Annotated in this window: 12 protein-coding genes; 7 read left to right on the top strand and 5 right to left on the bottom strand. The window is 43.4% G+C overall.

The features are described from left to right. Positions 1-129: 129 nt before the first annotated feature. The gene (locus IQ230_RS22050; protein ID WP_193934384.1) at positions 130-1,017 is read right to left on the bottom strand and encodes an SDH family Clp fold serine proteinase; all 888 of its coding nucleotides are present in this window, start codon (positions 1,015-1,017) and stop codon (positions 130-132) included. A 228-nt stretch (positions 1,018-1,245) separates the two neighbouring features. Here IQ230_RS22050 and IQ230_RS22045 point away from each other — a divergent pair, with 228 nt between their 5' ends. Beyond that, the gene (locus IQ230_RS22045; protein ID WP_193934383.1) at positions 1,246-2,070 is read left to right on the top strand and encodes an NAD-dependent epimerase/dehydratase family protein; all 825 of its coding nucleotides are present in this window, start codon (positions 1,246-1,248) and stop codon (positions 2,068-2,070) included. A 104-nt stretch (positions 2,071-2,174) separates the two neighbouring features. Here the strand turns inward: IQ230_RS22045 and IQ230_RS22040 are convergent, their stop codons facing one another. After that, on the bottom strand, positions 2,175-3,566 hold the full coding sequence (locus IQ230_RS22040) for a malic enzyme-like NAD(P)-binding protein (RefSeq protein ID WP_193934382.1): 1,392 nt from the start codon (positions 3,564-3,566) through the stop codon (positions 2,175-2,177). A 689-nt stretch (positions 3,567-4,255) separates the two neighbouring features. Between IQ230_RS22040 and IQ230_RS22035 the strand changes: the two genes are divergently transcribed. Next, on the top strand, positions 4,256-5,635 hold the full coding sequence (locus tag IQ230_RS22035) for an FAD-binding oxidoreductase (RefSeq protein ID WP_193934381.1): 1,380 nt from the start codon (positions 4,256-4,258) through the stop codon (positions 5,633-5,635). Between the two features lie 207 nt (positions 5,636-5,842). On the opposite strand, the gene IQ230_RS22030 is transcribed toward IQ230_RS22035, so the two are convergent. Together IQ230_RS22030 and IQ230_RS22025 are read right to left on the bottom strand one after the other, a co-directional pair. After that, entirely contained in the window at positions 5,843-6,508 is a 666-nt protein-coding gene (locus tag IQ230_RS22030; protein ID WP_193934380.1) for a helix-turn-helix transcriptional regulator, read from the bottom strand. Between the two features lie 234 nt (positions 6,509-6,742). Beyond that, entirely contained in the window at positions 6,743-7,594 is an 852-nt protein-coding gene (locus IQ230_RS22025) for an HIT family protein (protein ID WP_193934379.1), read from the bottom strand. A 490-nt stretch (positions 7,595-8,084) separates the two neighbouring features. On the opposite strand from IQ230_RS22025, the gene IQ230_RS22020 reads away from it, so the two are divergent. Beyond that, entirely contained in the window at positions 8,085-9,212 is a 1,128-nt protein-coding gene (locus IQ230_RS22020; protein WP_193934378.1) for a type I restriction endonuclease, read from the top strand. 44 nt (positions 9,213-9,256) lie between these two features. Here the strand turns inward: IQ230_RS22020 and purM are convergent, their stop codons facing one another. Further along, complete coding sequence (gene purM, locus IQ230_RS22015) at positions 9,257-10,285, bottom strand: phosphoribosylformylglycinamidine cyclo-ligase (protein ID WP_193934377.1); 1,029 nt, start codon at positions 10,283-10,285, stop codon at positions 9,257-9,259. 448 nt (positions 10,286-10,733) lie between these two features. Between purM and IQ230_RS22010 the strand changes: the two genes are divergently transcribed. From IQ230_RS22010 to IQ230_RS21995, 4 genes are all read left to right on the top strand, one after another. Then, positions 10,734-11,759, top strand: a complete 1,026-nt coding sequence (locus IQ230_RS22010; RefSeq protein ID WP_193934376.1) for a septal ring lytic transglycosylase RlpA family protein — start codon at positions 10,734-10,736, stop codon at positions 11,757-11,759. 150 nt (positions 11,760-11,909) lie between these two features. Beyond that, positions 11,910-13,505 carry a bifunctional pantoate--beta-alanine ligase/(d)CMP kinase gene (locus IQ230_RS22005; RefSeq protein ID WP_193934375.1) on the top strand — a complete coding sequence of 532 codons (1,596 nt, stop codon included), beginning with the start codon at positions 11,910-11,912 and terminating at the stop codon, positions 13,503-13,505. A gap of 284 nt (positions 13,506-13,789) precedes the next feature. Then, positions 13,790-14,404 carry a superoxide dismutase gene (locus IQ230_RS22000; RefSeq protein ID WP_193934374.1) on the top strand — a complete coding sequence of 205 codons (615 nt, stop codon included), beginning with the start codon at positions 13,790-13,792 and terminating at the stop codon, positions 14,402-14,404. Positions 14,405-14,594: 190 nt separating this feature from the next. Continuing rightward, entirely contained in the window at positions 14,595-18,314 is a 3,720-nt protein-coding gene (locus IQ230_RS21995; protein ID WP_193934373.1) for a Yip1 family protein, read from the top strand. The last annotated feature ends 10 nt before the right edge of the window (positions 18,315-18,324 follow it).

Here is an 18,324-nt window from a genome sequence, read left to right as displayed (position 1 = left end):
CCCCAACACCAACAGCTACACCATTCCCAACACCATCCCCAACGGCATCTCCGTCACCTATACCAACGATTTCACCTTCACCATCCCCAACACCTTAAGTAAAGCTATATTTGAATCACTGGTTTACACTTACTCTGCTGGATCGGGTAATGGTCTTCCTTGAGGACTTGGTAAACTAGGACGGCGATCGCCATAGGGCATAGGGATGTACTGTACGCTAGGACGCCCGCCCTGTGGTTGGGGATACAATTCCATTAAGTTATAAATTGAACGGGGCAAACCTACTGTAATGGGTAGCCCCATTTCTGTTGCTTCTTCAACTGTTACAGGATAATCGTGGGTAACTCGCCCAGTGGTTAATGCGTCAATAATTTTTTCAACGTTTTCGGGTGCAATTTTTTGTTTTGGGATGTCGTCTTTCAATAACGTGCGCACAAAGCGCTGAACTTGCGCGATCGCTTTACGCGATAAATCTGCCATGATTAGCGTTTGATCGTCTATATCACCGATGGGTTTATCTTCCACTACCTTAATAATGCTTGCTGCTGGAAAGTTACCCAACTGCGGATCGACAGGTCCCAAAACCGCATTGGCATCCATAATAATTTCATCAGATGCTAGTGCTAGCATCGTACCGCCACTCATCGCATAGTGCGGGATAAACACTGTAACCTTGGATGGATGACGAATTAAGGCTCTGGCAATTTGTTCTGTTGCTAAAACTAATCCACCAGGTGTGTGTAAAATCAGATCAATTGGCACATTCGGTGGCGTCAAACGAATTGCTCGTAGTACTTGTTCTGAGTCTTCGATACTGATGTAACGCGATATAGGAATTCCCAACAAGCTGAGAGACTCTTGCCGATGAATGAGTAAAATAACTCTACTATTACGCCCACGCTCAAATTCTTGTAATGCGCGGATTCGACGGGCTTCCATTTGACGGCGTTGCCATACAGGTTGCAACGAAGAAAGAAAAAGGAAAACCCAGAACAAGTCAAAGAAACTAAAGTTCATAGAAGTATTAGCTAGTGAAATACTATCCTCTGTACTTGTTTCAATTTACTAGAAACAGAACAGTTTCAAATGAAGAGAAACTGAAGTCTATCCACAGAGTTAGAAACGTCGTATAAGGCAATACAAACGTGATTTCATTGTTAGGCTTCAAACCCATTCGCAAAGCTCTTGGGTTGAAGAAGTTTGTCTGGCAACTAGCCGTTAGTGATTAATGGGTGAAATAACAGCATGAAAGTATTGGTTACGGGAAGCGAGGGAATGATTGGAGCAGGTGTCATGCAAGTTTTGCAAGATGACGGGAATAAAGTCGTTGGGTTTGACATCGTAAACGGTCAGGATATTCTCAAACCGGATCAACTTCAAAATGCTATTCAAGGATGCGATGCAGTCGTTCATCTGGCAGCATCACTTGGTTTTGCAGAAGATACGGCGAATGACATTATGACTGTCAATCTTCTCGGCACATGGCATGTTCTCACAGCGGCGGCAAAAGCAAAAGTCAAACGTGTGGTGTTTTTCAGCAGCGTTGATGCGCTGGGCATATTCAAAGGCGAAAGGAAGCCGGATTATTTACCACTCGACGATCGTCATTTGTGCTACCCAGCTACTCCTTACGCCATCTCTAAACGACTTGGTGAAGAAATGTGTCGGTTTTGGACGGACAGCACTGGCATTCCAACTATTTGTCTCAGACCGCCTGGCGTCTTTGACGCAGCAACTTATGATTTCATTATTTCCAACCGGAATGCCAATCCTGATTTCGAGTGGAATCCGTTTTGGGAATATGGCGCATTTCTTGATCTGCGTGATGCAGCAGAAGCGGCAAAGTGCGCATTATCTTGTTCTTTTTCCGGTCATGTTACTTTGTTACTGTGTGCGGACGACATTTCTTCTGCCTCTCGAACCAGTCGTGAAATGGCTCAATCACTTCATCCTGATGTTGAGTGGCGCGGCGGAAAGGAATACGAACAACAACCTTATAAGGCTTTGATAAATACTCATCGTGCCAAAGAAGTTTTAAATTGGATACCGCGTTACAAGTGGCGACCGTAAGACACTAACACCAGCCTAGCAACGCGCTTTGTTCTTCAAGTCATCTTTTGGGCAATCTCAGAAATCAAGATCGCCCAGTTTCTTTTTATAGAACTGATATTAATTTAGCTACGCGCAATACCTTCTTGACGGGCGGCGCGTTGTACGGCATTAGCTACTGCGGTTGCAACTCGCCGATCAAAGACTGAAGGGATAATGTGTTCGCGGTGGAGTTCTGCGGGTGATACAAGTTCTGCGATCGCATACGCTGCTTCTAAATACATTGTGGTTGTAATTGTTGCTGCTCGACAATCTAATGCACCACGAAATACACCAGGAAAAGCTAAAACATTATTGATTTGATTGGGGTAGTCACTGCGCCCTGTCGCCATAACAGCGACATCATTTGTCACTAATTCTGGTTGAATTTCAGGAATAGGATTTGCCATTGCAAACACAATTGGATCGTGTGCCATCGCACGTACCATTTCTGCTGTGACGACACCTGGTGCGCTGACACCGATAAACACATCTGCATCCTTGAGTGCATCGGCTAAAGAACCCTTTTGCTCTACAGCAAATTCGCGCTTTTGCTCAGTCATATCAGCGCGTTGTAGAGAAAGAATACCTTTAGAGTCACACATCAAGATGGTTTCTGCTCCAGCTTTACGCAATAACCGCGCGATCGCAACTCCCGCTGCCCCCGCACCATTAATCACGATGCGGATTTCATTCATTGATTTGTCTATTAACTTCAGCGCATTCACCAACGCCGCTAAAGTGACAATTGCGGTTCCATGCTGGTCATCATGAAATATGGGAATATCTAATTCTTGGCGCAGTCTACTTTCGATTTCAAAACAACGCGGTGCGGCGATATCTTCTAAATTAACTCCCCCAAATACAGGCGCAATCTGTTTAACTGTTTCTACAATCGTATCGGTATCTTGACTTGTGAGACAAATCGGAAATGCATCCAGCCCAGCAAATTCTTTAAATAGCATTGCTTTGCCTTCCATCACTGGTAAAGCTGCAGCTGGACCTAGATTTCCTAAACCCAAAACCGCGCTACCGTCTGTAACAATTGCTACAGTATTTTGCTTAATTGTTAATTGATAAACTTGTTCAGGATCTTGGGCGATCGCATTACAAATGCGCCCCACTCCTGGCGTATATGCCATTGCTAAGTCGGATACACTTTTTAAGGCAATTTTGCTTGTAATGCTGATTTTACCGCCGCGATGTAAATTAAATGTGCGATCGTAAACATCCATTACCTTGATATCAGGCAAGGCTTTCACTGCTTGTACAATTGTTTCGGCGTGCTCGGTACTTGCCGCATCAACAGTGATATCGCGGATAGAAATGTGACGAGTTTGTTCAATTAAATCAATTTGTCCAAGATTACCACCACAGTTGGCGATCGCGTGTGTCACACTCGCCAACATACCCACGCGATTCGGAATTTGCAACCGCAGCGTCAAACTAAAGCTCGAATTTGGAGTTAGGTTTACCATGTGCCCTGTACGCGATCCTGTAAATCAACTGGTATAGCCCAGTTCACCTTAAATTGCCATATCTTAGCAATCTAAATAGTATGATTTAATTCAACTGTGTGGAAAATGACTTGATAAGGTTGGCAAATGAATTTGCAGCTAAACAAACCATATTCACCTCCCTGAACTTAGTCTTAGTGGTAAAAGCCTGATTTGAGTGTACGAAGGTACACTTCGCTGTGTAGCCTCGACTTTAGTAGAAGGGCATCTGCATATTTATGCTAGTTGATTGTTCAGGGCTGCAAGATCGATTTTGTAACGTTGGAACAGGCCGGACTAAAGTCCAGCAGTTAAGCTACAAGTGTGACTAACTATATTTCTAGTATTAGAAACGTAACTATTGGAGTAGTATTCACTGCATTTGGCATAAAGAAGCTAAACATTTTATTGTTGAACATTAATATAAGCTACCCAAGTCAATTTCTTATTGGAAAATAGGCTTAAAGATAACAAAATTTTTCTTTGCACAACCACAGGCTAAACAAACGCATTGGAGCTGACTGTTAAGTTCTTCTGGTGTGGTTGCTAAGGTTGTCGCCGCTGCTCAACTTAGCCATTGACCAAATAAATAGCAAGATCCTCTCTTGGGACTTAGCGGACATCAGGATGTGTCACCTGCACCCAGTGGACAAACTGAAAGGAGGATGCGCATGACCGTTCAGACTAATCAAGCCGCTCTCGACGAGCTTCGTAGGGATTTCACGGGGGAGATTGTCGTGCCCGAGAACCCCGCCTACAATGAGGCTCGAACGATCTTCAACGCAATGATTGACAAGCACCCCAGTGTGATTGCGCAGTGTGCCACCGTGGATGATGTTGTGCGTGCAGTGCAATTCGGACGCGACTTCAAACTTGAGATCGCAGTTCGCGGCGGTGGGCACAGTGTCGCTGGCAAAGCCCTCACAGACGACGGTTTAGTGATTGACCTGCGACGGATGAATGCTGTGTCGGTAGATCCAGATGCGCGCATAGTTACTGTTGGTGGGGGCGCCACCATGAGCCATCTTGATCGAGCCACAGAGCCGTACGGTCTTGCCACTACTGGGGGTCGAGTATCGACCACTGGGGTTGGCGGGTTTACCCTTGGAGGTGGTGACGGCTGGCTCGCTCGCAAAATGGGTCTCGCCTGCGACAATCTCCTAGCCGTGGAGTTAGTGACAGCTGAGGGCGATGTGGTCTATGCCAGCGAGAACAAGAACTCTGAGCTGTTCTGGGCGCTCCACGGTGGGGGCGGTAACTTTGGGATAGTAACTTCATTCACCTTTCGCTTACATGAACTGCCACTGGTGACAGCAGCACTGCTACTGTGGCGACCCGAAACAGGACCTAACGTTCTGCGTGCCTACCGTGAGTTCATGGCATCGGCACCGGATGAGGTTGGTGGTGGTGCATTGTATGTGACTGGACCGACTGAGGACTTCGTACCCAAGTATCTCGTTGGCAGGCTGGCGTTTGTGATACTCGTAGTTTACGCTGGATCAGAAGCTGAGGCGCGCGAAATTACAGCCCCGCTGCTTGCTCTGGGACATGAGGGAGAATTCATTGCGGAGATGCCGTACGCTGAGCTTCAGTGCATGCTGGACGATCCACCTGGCTACCGGAACTACTGGTCAGCTGAGTATTTGGAAGCTTTTCCAAATGACGCTGTTGATCGCTTCTGTGACCGAGCGAATGACATGATTGTGCCTTCTCCATCCCAGCAAGTACTCATTCCGCAGGGTGGCATGATTGCGCGCGGACCATCTGACTATCCGATTCCGTGGCGGCACGCCCCTTGGTGCGTTCACCCCTTTGGTCTCTGGAAAGACCCTGCTGATGACGAACGCGCAAGGCAATGGGTTCGCGATATCCGCGCCGATTTCGAGCCGTGGGCGAGTGGTGCCGTTTACCTCAATTTCATCGGGGATGAGGGCAGATCCCGCGTCGTAGCTGGTTTTGGACAGGAGAACTATCAGAAACTTGCTAAAGTGAAGGCTCAGTACGATCCTGACAATGTTTTCCATTTGAATCACAACATCAAACCTATGTAGTTGAGGTTGGCTAAAAAGGTGCTGCACTTGACACGGTTGAGTCAGCTGAGACATGGGGTTTGATCTAGTTGATTTACTCTTTTTCGCAAACCCTTTCCTGCCCTGCTTTGTCTCTCTTCTGTCCTGTACTGATATGAATGTACACTTCGCTCGGGTAGCCTTGAAGAGAGTCTGAAGGCATCTGCTCAGTTGAATTTTTGTCTAAATTTAGACCATTTCTGTTAGTTGGTTGTTCAGGGCTGCGAGATCGATTTCGTAACGTTGAAACAGGTCAGTTAGAGTAGTCTTATCTGTTTCAGCCAGTCGAACTAAAGCCCACAATAGATGTTCAGTCCCAATTGACTTTTTATTTTGAAGCCGAACAACTTGCAAGGCAAGCTCTAGTACGAACTTACTCTGTGGACTGAATCTTAGATTCTCACGGGATTCAAAAGAATGTTCATTGGTTTCGATGTCTACCTTCACACCAACGGCTCGAAGTAAACGAGCAGCAGTTGTTGTCGGATCAGCTAACAAGCCGACTAGCAGATGTTCTGGTTCGACTTGCGAGTTCTGCGAGCGTGCTGCCTCGTTTTGAGCAAACTTGAGTGCGTTGATTGCTTTTTCAGTAAATCTCTCAAACCCAAACTCGAACCCAAGGAAATTTTTGACTCGCTCAACTAGTGTTTGCATAGAGCGCTTTGCCTCATAAATGAAAACGTCTTCGATTGCGACATCGAACAGGCTGGCAATTTTGAAAGCCATATCCAGGCTAGGGTCAAACTTACCAGATTCAAATCCATTTACCGCCTGACGACTAACTCCTAATTCTCTTGCAAGATCAGACTGTGACCATTGGTGCAGTTGTCGAAGTTCTTTCAGTCGGTTTTTCACGGATTTATCTATTTTGTCAAGTATTACTTTACATTACAGGAGAGGTGGGCGTCAAGTATTGCTTGACAAAATGAATTTGCGAGAGTGTTCGTAGACGTGAAGAATTTGGTTCTAGATACGGCACAGCATATCGCTGACTTTATCAAGGTTAGCGATCGCTTCTTTTTCAGTATGAATTCGCACTCTAAGCTTTGAGCACAAAAGCGAAGAATGACATCACTTGAATTTCTGTCTTTACCGTTTACTAGGGATAACGTACCGCATTCCACCTTTACCACTGACCGTATCACCTTTGTAGCGAGGAATGATATGAATACTGGTATGCATCATATTTTGTCCCGCCTCTCGATTGATATTTATGCCTACATTAAAGCCGTCGGGAGCAAATTCTTTGTTGAGAATTTCTTGGACTTTATTCACCATTAACCAGCAAGCAGTTTGTTCTTTAAATGGTAGCTGAAAATAATTACTCACATGACGTTTGGGAATGACTAAAGCATGACCTTTACTTGTTGGATAGCCGTCGAATATTGCATAAGCTGTTGCGGATTCAGTAAGGATTTTTAAATGTTGATGTGGATTGCAAAATAGGCAAGTATTAGTTCTTTTTCTTTGAAGATTGTAATGCGAGTATTCGTATATTTCGCAATAATCATCTAAACTAATTGATTTGAAAGGAAGTTTAACAATACATTGATATGTTTGCTTCTTATGAACATAGTGTTCGCGAAATCCTTCCTTTTTTAAATCTCTTCTGACAGTATAATATGCTTTCCCGCCTGGTTTTAATAAGTGCGAGACTTCCATCAGAATATTTGCCTGATCTTCAGGAAACAAAACATTTAGTACGTAAAAGCAGAGAATTGTATCAAATTTATCTTGAGGGTAATGCGGAAAATAATAAGGATCGTATCCTGTAATATCAAAACCTTTTTGCTGCAATATTTTGACATCATTACCGAAGCCACAACCAAAATCTAAGACTTTACCCTTTAGTAGATTATTATTTAATAAAAACTTGGCAGGAAATGATAAATAGGTTCTTTCTATGGCTGTAAGATGGCTAAATTTATTATGTTGCTTCATGAAATTTTAGGCGGCAAGCAAGATGCCTACCTTATTAACAAAAATATCAAGTTAATACTAATTTACTAAAATAACTGAAACCAACCGCAAAATTACTGACTATAGACTGCACAAAAGCTCAGCAAAAATATTTCTTGGTAATATTAATAAAATAGTCAATTAGCTGTAACAATTTCTCTATCTTTACTCAGAACATATCTTAGAGAACAGACTCGATCCATTTGGGTTTCACTACGAAAACTTTCATCAACTATCACAGCATCCAACCATAGCACTGATTAAATAAATTTCCTTGCTTTTAGTGCTGCACTTTCTATTCACTTACGTGAAATTTTCTGTAGTTATTCGTAATTTTACTTTAAACCAAAATAATTACAGTAATTTTACTGATTTCACTGTACTTCACTGGTAGTTACGAATAGATAGTGAACTTGTTATAAGCTATTACAGCTTACAGCAACACTATAAACAATAACTCTTACAAAATTTTATGGATTTTATCGATCAAATTAAAGCTATTTCTCAGCAAATTCAAAAGCTTAAAGAGCAGATTTTGACGGAGGAAGCCACCAAAAGTGCTTTTGTCATGCCTTTTATTAATGCTCTAGGATACAACGTATTTAATCCTACTGAAGTTTGTCCAGAATTTACAGCAGATGTACCTGGATTAAAAGGAGAAAAAGTAGATTATGCAATTATTAAAGATAATAGTCCTATCATTTTGATTGAGTGTAAATGGTGTGGTGGCAGCTTAGAGAATCCAAAACATAGTTCACAACTACACAGATATTTTCACGCGACAGAAGCAAAGTTTGGTGTTTTAACGAATGGAATTATTTATCGGTTTTATACCGATACAGAAAAAAGCGATGTTATGGATGAAAAGCCATTTTTTGAGTTTAATATGATAGATTTTAATGAATCTATAATCAATGAGCTTAAACGGTTTTCTAAATTAACTTTTAACCCAAGTGAATTGTGTGACGTTGCTAAAAACATGCTTTACACTACAGAGATTAAGCGGCTTATGGCAGAACAATTATTTGACCCATCACCAGATTTTGTCAAGTTTTTTGCAGGTCAAGTCTATACAGGAAAGCTTGTCGCATCAGTCGTGGAAAAGTTTACTGAAATTACGAAGCGATCGCTGAAAGAATTTATCAATGATCGAATCACTGATAGATTGAAATCAGCTATTGACTTACCCGATACTACTGCACCAGCACTAACATCCACTGAGCTACAAGATACAGAAGCTGAATTAGTTTCTTCGTATTCTAGTCATGAAATTATTACCACAGAGGAAGAACTAGAAGGGTTTTATATTATTAAGGCAATTTTAAGAGAAATTATTCCCGCTGGTCGCGTTCAATTCAAAAACACGAAAAGCTACTTTGGCATTAATATAGATGGTAAAGTTTCTAAAACTATTTGCCGACTCTGGCTTAACCCAAACAAAAGAGTTATTGGTATTCTTGATGCAGAAGGAAAGGAAGCAAGGAAAACTATCTCAAGCATAGATGAAATTTATGGATTGGCTGAAATATTAAAAGATAGAACTAAACACTTAATTCAAGGTAGTGTGAAAGATTCCCTACCACCGGAGCTTGAAAAGTGAAAATAACTCAGTAGTAACTATCAGCCAACACGGAGAAGCCCGTTCTATGTTAGTAATCCTTCAAGCTGACCTGAACCAGTAATTACTTCACCGATCGCATACGCAGCAATATCATGTGAGTTAAACCAGGCGATCGCTTGCTCGACTTGTGCAGGTGGGATTAGCACAACAAAGCCAATGCCCATATTAAAAGTATCAAACATTGCCGCAGAATCTACTGATCCTGCTATGGCTAGCCATTCAAAGACTGGTGGAACTACCCAGCTACCAATCTTAAGTTGAATCGATTGATTTTCACCTAAACAACGCGGGAGATTTTCTGGTAAACCACCACCAGTAATATGCGCCATTGCGTGAATGTCTAATCCAGCTTTGAGCGCTTCAAGTACAGGCTTTACGTAAATTCGCGTAGGTGTTAAGAAAACTTCGCCTAAAGTTTTACCCTCAAAAATTGGTGGGCGATCGCTCCAGGAATACTCGCAAGTATCGATGATTTTGCGTACCAAACTAAAACCATTACTGTGAACGCCATCGCTTGCTAAACCAATCGCAATGTCACCTACTTGCACTTGAGAAGCGTTGAGCATTTTGCTTTTTTCGACAATTCCGACACAGAATCCTGCCAGATCGTACTCACCTGTTTGGTAGAAACCTGGCATTTCTGCGGTTTCACCTCCTAGCAATGCACAACCTGCAATTTGACATCCACGGCTAATGCCTGTCACGACTTGCGTCAGTTGTTCTTGATTTAACTTTCCTGTTGCAACATAGTCCAGAAAAAATAACGGTTCTGCGCCTACTGTGAGGACATCATTGACACACATTGCAACTAAATCAATTCCGACAGTGTGATGATTGTTGAGTGTAAAAGCCAACTTGAGCTTTGTTCCTACACCGTCAGTACCAGAAACTAAGACTGGTTCTTTAAAACCTCCTGGCAAGGCAAAACAGCCACTAAACCCACCAAGTCCCCCCAAAACTTCTGGACGATGGGTACTTTGTACGAGATTGCGGATTTGCTCAACAAAGGCTCTACCAGCTTCTACATCCACACCTGCTTCGCGATAATCCATGCCAAGATACCTACAAACCTACAATTTTGCGATCGCTGTCGGATGTATTTTACTCTTCACAGAAACGAGGGGCGTGGAGCAAGAAAATCTTTAACAGGTCAAATTAATAAAAATTAGCATTTTTTGGGGAATGTACCTATTACCATTACGGTTTCTTATATGTTACTCGGCAACAAATGTGACTAAATATTAAGTTTTGTTACAATATTGCGTCAGTAGCCAAATCGGGGAACGTAGTGAGAGACAGGGTTTGTGTTGTGAAACACGTTTCTTAATCTGACTTAAAATTTTGCTTTTCTGTTGCATCACTGATCCCCAATCCAAAAAGTTCGTGGTAGTCTGTTGCAGTTGTGAAACAGAAGTGAAAACGTAACGAGTTTGAGTTATCGGAGTTTGTATCTCCTTGTGACCAATCTCAGATCAAAAGTGCAATTTTTATAGCGAGCGCATGAATAAAAAACTTTTGTGGACTACTGCCGCCTTACTAGCTACTGCTGTAGGCATTCCTCCCAGCTACGCGGAATCAACATCAACCATTGAACCGTCAGCGGTGAACGAATCGGCAACTCCCATATCAACACCAAGGGCTACTAATGCCGTAAAAGTGGGTGAGTATCAGTCCCCAACAAGACAATCAAACTCGGTAGTTGCTCGGATTCAGCCGCATCAACTAGCAGAACGTCAAGCAGCAACAATCTACGTTAAAAATATTCCCGTTTTAACTTTTCTTGATAGCGATGTGGTAAGTAGTGCCAACGCTAACCCACAGATAAAGATTGCAACAAATGCAAACCAAGCAGATTTGAGTAAAGCTGACACACCAGAAGCTGACAGTGCTGTGCGGCGGGCAACCAAGGTTGCAGCCAAGATTAATCAACTACATTTGAACGGCGTAGACGCTAGCAAGATTACAGCCAAATGGAAAGCAAATGCAGCACCAGATCAGGGCGATCGCTATGCCATCAATCTCAATAACGAAGAACTCGTTGAGATTAACTCTCTAACTCGACTTCCCGATCAAACACACGATTTGAGTGAAGATGCCTTACAAGCGACAAATCGCTTGCGGAGATTACTCGGTAACGCACCTCCACTGCAAGAAGTCGCCGATAAACCTGCACCAAAGCCAGTAGCTGTTGCACCACAAATAAGCGTGCCACAAACTAAGCAGAATGCAGGAGCAATCCTCAGTGGCATAGCTTCTTGGTATGGTCCTGGCTTTCATGGTAATCGTAGTGCCAGTGGTGAAAGGTTCAATCAAAATGCCATGACAGCTGCCCATCGTAGTTTGCCTTTTGGTACAAAAGTGCGAGTCACGAATAAAAGAAACGGTCGGTCTGTGATTGTCCGAATTAACGATCGCGGTCCGTTTACTGGAGGTAGAATTATTGATCTTTCTGCTGCTGCGGCGCGTGTTTTAGGAGTACTCAACTCAGGTACTGCACCTGTGCAGGTAGAGGTACTCGGTAAGTAATTAAGAGGTCAGAGGTCAGGAGTTAAAGAAAGTTGACGAGAAAACAATTCATGAACCTGATCTTTGACCTCCAACTTGAAATCTCTGCTCTCACCCTGGGAATTAGCGATAAACTAACGAGTGGGTAAGAGAAACAAACGGGAGTTTTTGGTGCGCCTGTTTACAACAATTGCGGCATTACGTTGTTACCTAGATTGCCGCTTGGCAGATAACCATCTGACGCCAGAAGAACTCAAGGGTAGATGTTCTTCATCTCAATCAGTTGGTTTGGTTCCTACAATGGGAGCCTTGCACGCAGGTCATTTGAGTCTAATTGAGCAAGCAAGACAAGAAAATGAGACAGTCATTGTCAGCATTTTTGTTAATCCACTGCAATTTGGACCAAATGAAGATTATCAAAGTTACCCCCGCACACTTGAGCGCGATCGCCAGTTGTGCGAGCAAGTAGGAGTAGATGTCCTATTTGCTCCTACTCCAGAAGAAATGGGAATTATTCAGGTTGCACATGTTACAGAGAAATCCTCAATTACTCAAGTGATACCCCCAATAGAAATGACCTCAGTTTTGTGCGGGCGATCGCGTCCTGGTCATTTTCAAGGTGTCGCCACAATTGTCACTAAACTACTGAATGTCGTACAGCCCGATCGCGCCTACTTTGGGCAAAAAGACGGTCAGCAACTCGCAATTATTCGCCGAGTAGTTAATGATTTAAATATCCCAGTTGAGATTATTGCCTGTCCAATTGTCCGCGAAACGTCTGGACTGGCAATGAGTTCTCGCAATCAATATTTAACACCTACGCAAAGGCAAGAAGCTGCTGTTTTGTATCATAGTTTACAACAAGCAAAGCAAGCTTTTGATAGTGGTGAGTACTTTAGCAAACTATTAATTGAAACTGTAAAAAAAGAAGTCGCAACCACGAGTGCTGTTACCCTGGAATATGTTGAATTAGTGCATCCGCTGACATTGATGCCGTTGGAGAAAGTAGAGGAATCAGGAATGCTAGCGATCGCAGCGCAAGTTGGTGCAGCGCGGTTAATTGATAATATAATTTTGCAAAATCGTCAGCCCATCATTGCGATTGATGGTCCAGCAGGTGCAGGTAAATCCACAGTGGCGCGTCAAGTTGCAGCTCACTTGGGGTTATTGTATCTCGATAGCGGAGCAATGTATCGTGCCTTGACTTGGTTGGTGCTACAGTTAGGAATTTCTTTTGAAGATCGCTGTGCGATCGCTGAGTTAGCAAGTTGCAGTCAAATTCAGCTGATTCCCGAAGTTGATCCCGAATCACCACAGCGCGTTTGGATTAACGAACAAGAAGTGACTCAAGCAATTCGCACGATTGAGGTGACATCTCAAGTATCGGCGATCGCCGCACTGCAGGCTGTGCGTAAAGCATTAGTACAAAAACAACAAGCCTTTGGTAAACAAGGAGGTTTGGTTGCTGAAGGACGCGATATTGGTACTCAAGTTTTTCCTGATGCAGATCTTAAAATATTCTTAACTGCTTCGGTACAAGAGCGAGCCAAACGACGCCAACAAGACTTTGAACAAGGTCAACAGAACATCAGCTTGACACAACTTGAAAAAGATATTGCCGAACGCGATAGAAAAGATAGTACGCGTGAGGTTTCTCCTCTGCAAAAAGCCGCAGATGCAATTGAGATCCAAACTGATGGGAAAAAAGTTGCAGAGGTGATCGCCGAAATTATTAGTCACTACCATCAACGATTATCGCGACAGTAAAACGAATTAGTTCTTCAACATTGTTTACTTAATTTAGTGAAGCTGCAAGCGATCGCTTTACTTTAATTTGTCATCAGTTAATTAACCTCTATTGCCAAGCCAACCCTGAGAAATACTGCATATGAGTGGAATTTGGCACAATTTAATCTTTTTTTAACTTAATCAAACATTAATTTTTATGTCACGTCATTTTTCAATATCAATCTAATGAATGCTACGGATAGGTGCCCAAACTTCTACAATAGATACTTTGTTGGCAAGCACTTATGTGAGGATTTCACACAATGGCATTTGAACTTTCATCCTTACCATACAATTACGACGCGTTAGAGCCATATATTGACGCTCAAACGATGCAGTTGCACCATGATATGCACCATCAAACTTATGTCAATAACCTCAACGCTGCAATAGAAAAACACGCAGAACTTCAAAGTAAAAGCTTAGAAGATCTAGTTCGCGAACTCAACAGCATTCCAGACGACGTGCGCAGTGCAGTACGCAATAGTGGTGGCGGTCATGTAAACCACACAATGTTCTGGGAAATCATGGGACCAAATGCTGGTGGCGAGCCTACTGGTGCAGTTGGAGAAGCTATTCAAGATACCTTTGGTGATTTTGAAACTTTCAAACAACGGTTCAATGATGCTGGAACCAAGCAATTTGGCAGCGGTTGGGTATGGCTCGTTCGTAGCCCTGACGGTAAGTTAGAAGTGATGAGTACTCCTAATCAAGATAGCCCAATTACTCAAGGTTACTTCCCCATTATGGGAAATGATGTTTGGGAGCACGCCTACTATCTCAAATACCAAAACCGCCGTGCTGAATATCTCAAGCAGTGGTGGAACGTCGTTAACTGGGATGAAATCAATAAGCGATTTGAGATGTCAACTCGCTAGTTAACTGATGTAATTAGCTTTACTTAAAACAGTCACGATTGAGTCGTGGCTGTTTATTATTGACATTAATTCGATGCCCAAATTGATAAATTGACTAAGCTAAAATTCAGAGCAAGGCTGCTGGCTGTTTTTAGTTATTAGCACTTAGTTAGAGATCGCGCGTTGTGCTTTGCGTTTTACTCCATCTGAAATGAACGAAACTGCCTTCGACCGATTTTGGGAATTATTGGGATGGGTGCTTGCTCTTAACTCGGAAGCATTTGAGCAAATCAACACTCTACCTTATGGCTCAACAGTAGCATTAGTTGTTGTTCTAGCTGCTAGTTTATCTCAAGTCGTTGCTCAAAGCGTTATTCTATTTGTCAATCGCGTTACACCAGTTCGCTTTGTTTTCACCCTGCTGATTGGAACAGTATTGTTTGCATTCGGCTACTTGTTCCTGGTTCTGAGTACCTGGCTCATCAGCTTTGCTCCTTTTACAGTCGAAGCTCCTTTTAGTGTCGTAGCACGCACTTTAGGATTTAGCTACGCGCCGCTTATTTTTAGCGTTTTCGGGGCAATGCCTTACCTGGGAGAACCGATCTTATCAGTGTTATCGCTGTGGCAATTGTTGGCAATGGTTGTCGGCTTTGCTGCTGCTAGCGATACTACTGTTTGGCAGGCATTTGGAACTGTAGCATTGGGATGGTTGACGCTTTGGCTGATGCAACGCACGATTGGACAGCCTATTGCCCAGTTTGGTTATTGGGTTGCTTGCCAGGTAGCAGGTGTAGAGCTAGTCACTAAGCGAGAACGGCTGCCAGCAATTTTGCAAAAAAGACTACGTTCTTTTGCCACTAATTTAACAGCAGTTAACACAAAGACAGATGCCGTCACGTCCTCCTCAATGCAAGAGGAAATTACCTCTGTAAGGGCGCGATCGCAATACCCCACCTCAAATAATTCTCCAAGCAATGCAGCACTTGCTGCTCAGACTGATGCAATAGATCGAGATCGCCGTTTTCAGTTTAGTAAAATCGTTAGACAATTACCCAGCATACTCGTTCTCAGTGGCGTAACTTGTGCTGCGATCGTTCTGCTTTCACCAATTCGCTACTGGTGGTTTGCTTGGTATGGAAATTTGGGCGGTATCTTTAAGCTAGCGTTTGATTTAGTGTGGATCGGCATTATTGCCTTTGTCGCTGCTGCACTTTTAGCTCCCTTAGAAGCTCTTGGCTGGTGGGCAGGTTGGTATGGCGATCGCGTTAACACTACGCCTACTGCAATAAAATCACAACATATCTCACAACATAAGCGTTATGTCGTTTATCTCGATGGCATCGGTCAGTCTACATTTGACTATCTACCAGATATTCAAGAGTTTCTCAACTCCTTAGCACCCGTCTTACCAGAAGACATGATGCTCATCAAAGGAATCATGCCCTACTCTGTCCGCAACACCCCATTGACAGGCAGCAACCGTCCCCTAGCCTTCTTTTGGCGCTTGGCTGACTCATTTAGACTTAAAAATCCTGCCAGCTTGTTTGGTTATTTAGTTAACATTCGCAACGTTTTGGTTGTTGCGGTTTCTGCTGACAGACGCTATGGACCAATTTACAACTTAGGAATTGCCAAAGTCATCTATCAAGCTCTGTTCCGACATGGTTATCAACCCGATAGCGGTGTACCAATAACATTGATTGGTTTTAGTGGTGGCGGACAAATGGCAGCAGGAGCAGCCCCATTTTTGCGGCAAGCATTAACTGCTCCAATTGAGGTCATTTCTCTGGGCGGGGTCATTAGTGGCAATGTCAACGTCCTGAAACTAGAGCATCTCTATCATCTGGTAGGTGACAAAGATCTAGTTGAGCGGATGGGTTTGATATTTCCCAAACGTTGGGCGATCTTCTTCCTGTCTTACTGGAACCGTGCTAAGCGTATGGGGAAAGTGAATCGGATTTCCCTTGGTTCAGTCGGACATCAACTACCAGGAGGATTAATGGACCCCGAACGGTTTCTACCCGATGGTCGCAGTTACTTGCAACAAACTATTGATTGGGTAATAGGAATTTTACTTGATATGGCTGAGCTAGAAGATCGGGCAACTCCTCGCAAATTGAGCAATTATGAACGATATCGGCAAGCTGCCTTCAATTTACCTCAGTTTTATCCAATCCATCAATCAGTATCACAAGAGTACTACCGACCGATCGCACCTTGGATGGGACGATTAATTCTGCCTACTAAAGACAAACGGCAAGTGATTCAAGGAGTCTTGTTTGAAGTGCATCACGCACCTGCCGATTTTCAGCATCTTGTTGGACAAGTTGTCGTTTTGCGCCTTAGTGACGAACCACAAATGCGATCGTATGTCAAAGCAGTGACTAAAGACGTGTATTTCAGCGCTCAAGCAGAATATAGCACTCAACAAGGAAACATTCATCCGACTCGAATTAATCACTGGCGACTTGTCGATCCTTTAGAATCGCTTGCAGGTTCGCATCCTAATGATGACGTGATGGTGATGCTACAAGAAACTGTTGCCGTGCAGTCAAGCTCCGACAGTCTGCATCAGGCGCTACAACAAAATCAATCTTCGCAAGATGAAAGTATCCCCACATACATCTTATGTATCTCTCGTGACCCCGTTCAAATTACTGGACGCTACTATGGTTTAGTGAAATTTCTCCAACCTGTCAAATCAGGCAGTGACTTGTTTCGTGTAGTTCACTTTAATCGGATTTCAAAGCAATTTAATGGAGCAGAAGAAATTGTCAGAATGCCTTCTGTAGTAGCCAATCGCAATAATACTTACCCATCTACTCACAAAGACATTGAAAAATCTCCCCTGAATGAAACTGGATGGTACATCTATGGTGCGCCGGATGAGTCAGGAGTGTTTGTCATACAAGCATTAGCCCCTCGCGTTCTGTTTCAGGTCGAACCAGAGCGGAGAATTGAGGGTAGATTAGTCAAAAAATACCTCAAAAAAGAGTGTTGGAGCAATTTGACTGCTCAAAAAGGTAAAATTAGTACCTCATTGCTCAGTTTCGAGGCGGCTCAAACAAGAAGTGCAACTGCTTGGCGCGAAGGTAAACGGGCGTTACTCATTCACGTCTATGGTGGAATTGGTGGTAAGAAAACGGAACCTAAGGCGAAAAGTCCAGTTTACTTCGGTCACTTTGCTTATGGAATTGCCAAAGTAGTACGAGAACCGCTAACTGATGAATTGCGATTTGAAATCGTTTATCATCAAATTTACACTCATAATACTGATGGACTGATTGCAGGTAGCCTGCATTGGTCGCGTTACATGGGCGATCGCTCTTTTGGTTGGATGGGATTGCGTCCTGTTTGCGATACCCTTGTCGAACTCGATGGATTTACTGGTGATTATGAAACTCAAGATGGTCAGAAGCGATCGCCGCTGGATCAGGTAATCTATCAGCTAGAAATTATGGCGGCTCGCTATCGCATTGGCGACGGAACAGGAGGTACTTTTGTTGGACCAGCCAATAACTGCACCCAAGATGCTAATCAAGCTTTATATGCTGCACTGAGGCAAATAGCTCAAGCGATTCGTTCTCACCCAAACGTTGAGGAGTGGAAAAAACAAAATCCCGAACAGTTGCACAGATTAGAGCAGCTAGAACAGTTGAGTCTTGATTTGAAACGTTTGCTCTTACCTTGGGGAACGGCACGAGCAGACTGGAAAAATCAAGCTGAGGTATTAGGTAGCACACTAGAAGATAACCCAGTGCAAAACTTAGTACGTAGTTTACTCAGCTGGCGCACTATCTTACCTCGTTTGACTAGCGATGAGGTGACTCAAGCTTTTCTCAGACAGGGTGGTTCAGCGTGGGTGTTGCGAACTAATCAGCTTGGTGGAGTAGATCCTGATATCGAGCCTGTTGCTCCGATAACGCTGTAGTTAAATCTCT

It is taken from the genome of Gloeocapsopsis crepidinum LEGE 06123, from assembly GCF_015207655.1.
Lineage (GTDB): Bacteria > Cyanobacteriota > Cyanobacteriia > Cyanobacteriales > Chroococcidiopsidaceae > Gloeocapsopsis > Gloeocapsopsis crepidinum.
Note: the sequence above shows the minus strand (reverse complement) of the source record. Positions and strands in the feature narration are given on the sequence as shown.